Annotated in this window: 5 protein-coding genes and 1 pseudogene; 2 read left to right on the top strand and 4 right to left on the bottom strand. The window is 74.1% G+C overall.

All coding sequences use genetic code 11. From position 1 onward, the window contains the following. From JS521_RS34095 to JS521_RS34105, 3 genes are all read right to left on the bottom strand, one after another. Nucleotides 1-567 (bottom strand): TerD family protein (locus JS521_RS34095; protein ID WP_205086751.1); only part of this gene is annotated, 567 nt, incomplete at its 3' end. 143 nt (nt 568-710) lie between these two features. Next, on the bottom strand, nt 711-932 hold the full coding sequence (locus JS521_RS34100) for a hypothetical protein (protein ID WP_205086752.1): 222 nt from the start codon (nt 930-932) through the stop codon (nt 711-713). Between the two features lie 107 nt (nt 933-1,039). Beyond that, nucleotides 1,040-1,849: an NAD-dependent epimerase/dehydratase family protein gene (locus JS521_RS34105; protein WP_205086753.1), complete on the bottom strand. Its 810-nt coding sequence runs from the start codon at nt 1,847-1,849 to the stop codon at nt 1,040-1,042. A gap of 208 nt (nt 1,850-2,057) precedes the next feature. Between JS521_RS34105 and JS521_RS34110 the strand changes: the two genes are divergently transcribed. Together JS521_RS34110 and JS521_RS34115 are read left to right on the top strand one after the other, a co-directional pair. Beyond that, the gene (locus JS521_RS34110; RefSeq protein WP_205086754.1) at nt 2,058-3,050 is read left to right on the top strand and encodes a 5-dehydro-4-deoxyglucarate dehydratase; all 993 of its coding nucleotides are present in this window, start codon (nt 2,058-2,060) and stop codon (nt 3,048-3,050) included. After that, the gene (locus JS521_RS34115; protein WP_205086755.1) at nt 3,047-4,222 is read left to right on the top strand and encodes a hypothetical protein; all 1,176 of its coding nucleotides are present in this window, start codon (nt 3,047-3,049) and stop codon (nt 4,220-4,222) included. The genes JS521_RS34110 and JS521_RS34115 overlap by 4 nt, the downstream gene beginning before the upstream one ends. 32 nt (nt 4,223-4,254) lie before the next feature. Here the strand turns inward: JS521_RS34115 and JS521_RS34120 are convergent. Further along, nucleotides 4,255-4,471 (bottom strand): annotated as a pseudogene (locus JS521_RS34120) (hypothetical protein); the annotation flags it as partial.

The raw sequence follows: 4,471 nt of genomic DNA on the forward strand, positions 1-4,471 counted from the left end.
GAGCAGCAGGCCCGAGACGTCGAGCCGCACCGGAGCGGCGACGTCCACCGCCACGGGGGCGGCGGGCTCCTCGACCGAGACGCCGAAGTCCGTGGCGATCCCGGCCAGCCCGTTGGCGTAACCCTGGCCGACCGCGCGGGCCTTCCAGGCGCCGTTGCGCAGGTAGATCTCGATGACCACGAGCGCCGTCTCGGCGCCCAGCTGCGGCGGGGTGAAGGTGGCGAGCGCGCTGCCGTCGTCCGCGTTGCGCACGGTGGCGGTGGGCTCGACGCCCTGGAAGGTCTGGCCCGCGGCGTCCGGGCTCGCGGTGACGACGATCTTCTCGATGCCCGGCGGGACGGCGGTGGTGTCCACCACGATCGCGTCGGGCGCCGAGCCCCCGCCGGCGCGGTAGGTAACGCCGGGGCCCGAGGGCTGGTTGTAGAAGATGAAGTCGTCGTCGGAGCGCACCTTGCCGTCGGCGGTGAGCAGCAGGCCCGAGACGTCGAGCCGCACCGGAGCGGCGACGTCCACCGCCACGCGGGCGGCGGAGAGAGGAATGTTCGAGCCGGGGGTCATTGCGGTCATGCACGGGGTAACGAACGACCCGGCTTTGCCGTTCCCTTACCTTCGCGCCCGTCCACCAGATGCTTTTCGGCCGTCGGAGCGGCCGTCGGAGCGGCCGTCGGAGCGGGCTCCGAGCCGGTCTCCGAACCGAGCCCCGATCGGACTCAGCGGCGGTTGCGCGGGTGGTTGCGGGCGGTGCGCTCGTTGCCGTGCTTGTACGCGCCGGTCCAGCGCGCCATCACCAGTTGGGCGTCGCCCGATGTCGCCTCGGCGAGGAACTTCTCCGCCCGGCCGCCGCGCAGGGTGCCCGCGGGCCGGCCGTGGTGGGTGATGGTGACGCTCTGGTCGGCGTGCTGTTCGTACTGGAATCCGGAAGGTCTCGGCATGCCCGTATCCTGCCCGCCCGGCCGCCCCGCGTCGCCCGCATTTTCCGCCGGCTGCCCGCGCCCGCCGCGCCCGATCCGGGGGCCTTCGCCGCCTTCTGCCCTCCGGCTCAGTGCGGCCAGATCGGCGGGTCGGTCAGGAAGTGGCCGCCCACGCAGGCGTGCGCCGGATTGTCCGGGTCCAGCTCTCCCTGGTCGGCGACGAGCTTCGCGGCGTACGGCTCCGAGTCGTCCAGTGGCCGGTAGCCCAGCGCCCGTGCCGGGCCCAGGTCCCACCACAGGCGGGTGTTGGCGGAGGAGCCGTAGACGACGCTGTGGCCGATGCCCTCGGCGGTGAGGGCCGCGTGGAAGAGGCGGGCGCCGTCTGCCGGGCTCATCCAGACCGACAGCATCCGCACCGAGGTGGGCTCCGGGAAGCAGGACCCGATCCGCACCGAGACCGTCTCCACCCCGTGCTGGTCCCAGTAGAGCTGGGCCAGGTCCTCGCCGAAGCACTTCGAGAGCCCGTAGTAGGTGTCCGGGCGGCGCGGCGTGTCCAGCGGGATCAGCGGATCACCGGCGGCCGGGCGGGGGGTGTGGCCGATGACGTGGTTGGAGGAGGCGGACACGATGCGTGGGACGCCCTCCTCGCGGGCCGCCTCGTAGAGCGCGTACGTGCCCTGGATGTTGGCGCGGAGGATCTTGTCGAACGTGGACTCCAGTGAGATGCCCGCCAGGTGGATCACCGCGTCCACCCCGCGCACGGCCTCGCGCAGCGCCTCCCGGTCGTTCAGGTCGGCGGTGATCGCCCCGGGCACGCCCTCCACCGGGACCAGGTCGAACAGCCGCAGGTCGTATCCGTACGCGGGCAGCAGCCCCCGCATCAGGGTGCCGAGGCCGCCTGCGGCGCCGGTGAGCAGGACGGTACGGGGCGCGGTCATACGAGGGTCTCCTCGGGGCGTACGCGGGTGGTGTGCGGCTTGCTGTCCAGCATTCACATGTGTGGACAAAGTAGGGATGCGTGATCGGTGGCGTCAAGAGGCTGCGTCTGCCTTGACCTGTCGTCGAAGGCTGGCTTAGCGTTACGTTGTTCAGAAATATGGACGCCGATCAGAATTGTGCACGCCTGAATCTGCTCAGGGAGCGCCCGTGACCTCAGCCCCCCTTGCCGCCCGGCTCCGTGAAGTCGCCGGGCCGCTCTTCTTCCCCGTGACCGCGTTCGGTCCGGACGGCGCCGTCGACGTCGACGTCTTCCGCGCCCACGTGCGGGCCGGGATCGACGCCGGAGCCGCGGCGGTCTTCGCCTGCTGCGGCACGGGCGAGTTCCATGCGCTGGCCCCCGGGGAGTTCCGCCTCGCGGTCGCCGCCGCCGTCGAGGAGACCGCCGGGCGGATCCCGGTCGTCGCCGGGGCCGGTTACGGCACGGCCCTCGCCGTCGAGTTCGCGCGGGCCGCCGAGGAGGCCGGCGCGGACGGGCTTCTCGCCATGCCGCCCTATCTCGTCGTCGCCGACCAGGAAGGGCTGTTGAACCATTACGCGGCGCTCGCGGCGGCCACCGGCCTGGAGACGATCGTCTACCAGCGCGACAACGCGGTCTTCACCCCGGAGACCGTCGTGGCCCTCGCCCGCACCCCCGGCATCATCGGGCTCAAGGACGGTCTCGGCGACCTCGACCTCATGCAGCGCATCGTCAGCGCGGTCCGCACCCACCGGCCCGACGACGACTTCCTCTACTTCAACGGACTGCCCACCGCCGAGCTCACCGGCCTCGCCTACCGGGGCATCGGCGTCACCCTCTACTCCTCCGCCGTCTTCGCCTTCGCGCCCGACGTCGCACTCGCCTTCCACCGGGCCCTGGAATCCGGCGACGACGCCCTGGTCGACGCGCTGCTCGACCACTTCTACCGGCCGCTCGTCGAACTGCGCGCCAAGGGCCGCGGGTACGCCGTCTCCCTGGTCAAGGCCGGGGTCCGGCTCCAGGGCCTGGACGTCGGCGAGGTACGCACCCCGCTCACCGAACCACTCGCCGCCCACGTCAAGGACCTCATCGAGATCATCGCGAGCGGCCGCAGCCTGCTGGAGGAGCGGGCCGCCGAGGGGCACGGCGTCGAGGCGCACGGCGCTCCGGGAGGCCGGGCGTGAGGGCGGGCGTCTTCCTCTACCCGTGGGACGTCGTCGGCGATCCGGACGCCGCCGCCCGCATCGCGGACCTCGGCGTCCAGCAGGTCACCCTGGCCTCGGCCTACCACTCCACCCGGGCCCTGACCCCCCGCCACCCCGCCCACCGCGTCGTGACCGCCGAGCACGCCGCCGTCCTCTACCCGCCGGACCCGGACCGCTGGGCCGGGCGGGCCCTCGCCCCGTACCGCCAGAGCTGGACGCCCGGCGACGATCCGTACGGGGAGGCCGCCGGGGCGCTGGCTGCGGCAGGCCTTGAGGTGCACAGCTGGGTGGTCCTCGCGCACAACTCGCGGCTCGGCGCGGAGCACCCGGACACCTCGGTGGTCAACGCCTACGGCGACCGCTACCCCTGGGCCCCCTGCATCGCCCGCCCCGCCGTGCGCGCCCACCTCGTGGACCTCGCGGCGGAGGCGGCCGTCCGGCCCGGCGCGCACGGCACCGAGCTGGAGTCCTGCGGCTGGTACGGCTTCGCCCACCTGCACGCCCACGACAAGGTCGCGGGAGTCGGCCTCGGCGACGCGGCGCAGTTCCTGATGTCGCTGTGCTTCTGCGCCGTGTGCCGCGAGGGATACGGGGACGGGGGGGCCGACCCGGAGGCGTTGTCCGCCGCCGTACGCCGCGGCCTGGAGCCGGCCTGGTCCGGCGGCGGCTCCCCGGAGTCCGGCCGCGACGGCATCACGAAGCTCCTCGGGCCGCAGTACGCGGACGCCGCCCTGCGCCGGCGCGGCCGGGTGGCCCGTACGTTCCAGGAAGCGGCCGTCGCAGCCGTACGGGCGGCGGCCCCGCCCGGCTTCCAGGTGCTGCTGCACGCCGACCCCGTCCCGTACCGCACGGGGGCCAACGTCGGCGTCGAGCCGGACCACGTCCTCGCCGTGGCGGACGGTGTGGTGCTGCCCTGCACCGGGTCCGACGCCGTACGCGAAGCGGTCCTGGGGCCGTTCGCCGGGCGGGGCGGGGTGCGCGCCGCCAACTTCGGGATCGTCACCGGGATGGGCGGAAGCCCCCGCACCCTGGAGCGCGACGCGGCCCACGCCGCCTCGCTCGGCGCGGATCAACTGCGCCTGTACCACGCGGGTCTCGCCTCGGACCCGGACCTGGAGGCGGTCACCGCGGCGCTCGCACGGCTGGGGTGAGACGGCGGCTCCGGCAGGTCGGGGCCGAGCGCTCACGGAGCGGGCGGCGAGGACGAGGAGGAGGGTGGCGCGGGCGCGGAAGCCGGGGCCCCGGGGGTGTCGCGCCGTCGCCGTGCCCCCGCCACCAGCACCGCCGCGGCCACCCCGGCGCCCAGCTCCCCGTCGACCGGTACGTCCGCCACCCGGTAGCGGCGCCCCGGGAAGACCCCGCGGGCCCGGTGCTTATACACGCGGACCAGGCCGCCGGCG

Source organism: Streptomyces durocortorensis, assembly GCF_016901035.1.
Classification (GTDB): Bacteria; Actinomycetota; Actinomycetes; order Streptomycetales; family Streptomycetaceae; genus Streptomyces; species Streptomyces durocortorensis.

Coding starts and splice junctions, on each gene's coding strand:
- JS521_RS34100 (WP_205086752.1), bottom strand. CDS start 932: ATGCCGAGACCTTCCGGATTCCAGTACGAACAGCACGCCGACCAGAGC.
- JS521_RS34105 (WP_205086753.1), bottom strand. CDS start 1,849: ATGACCGCGCCCCGTACCGTCCTGCTCACCGGCGCCGCAGGCGGCCTC.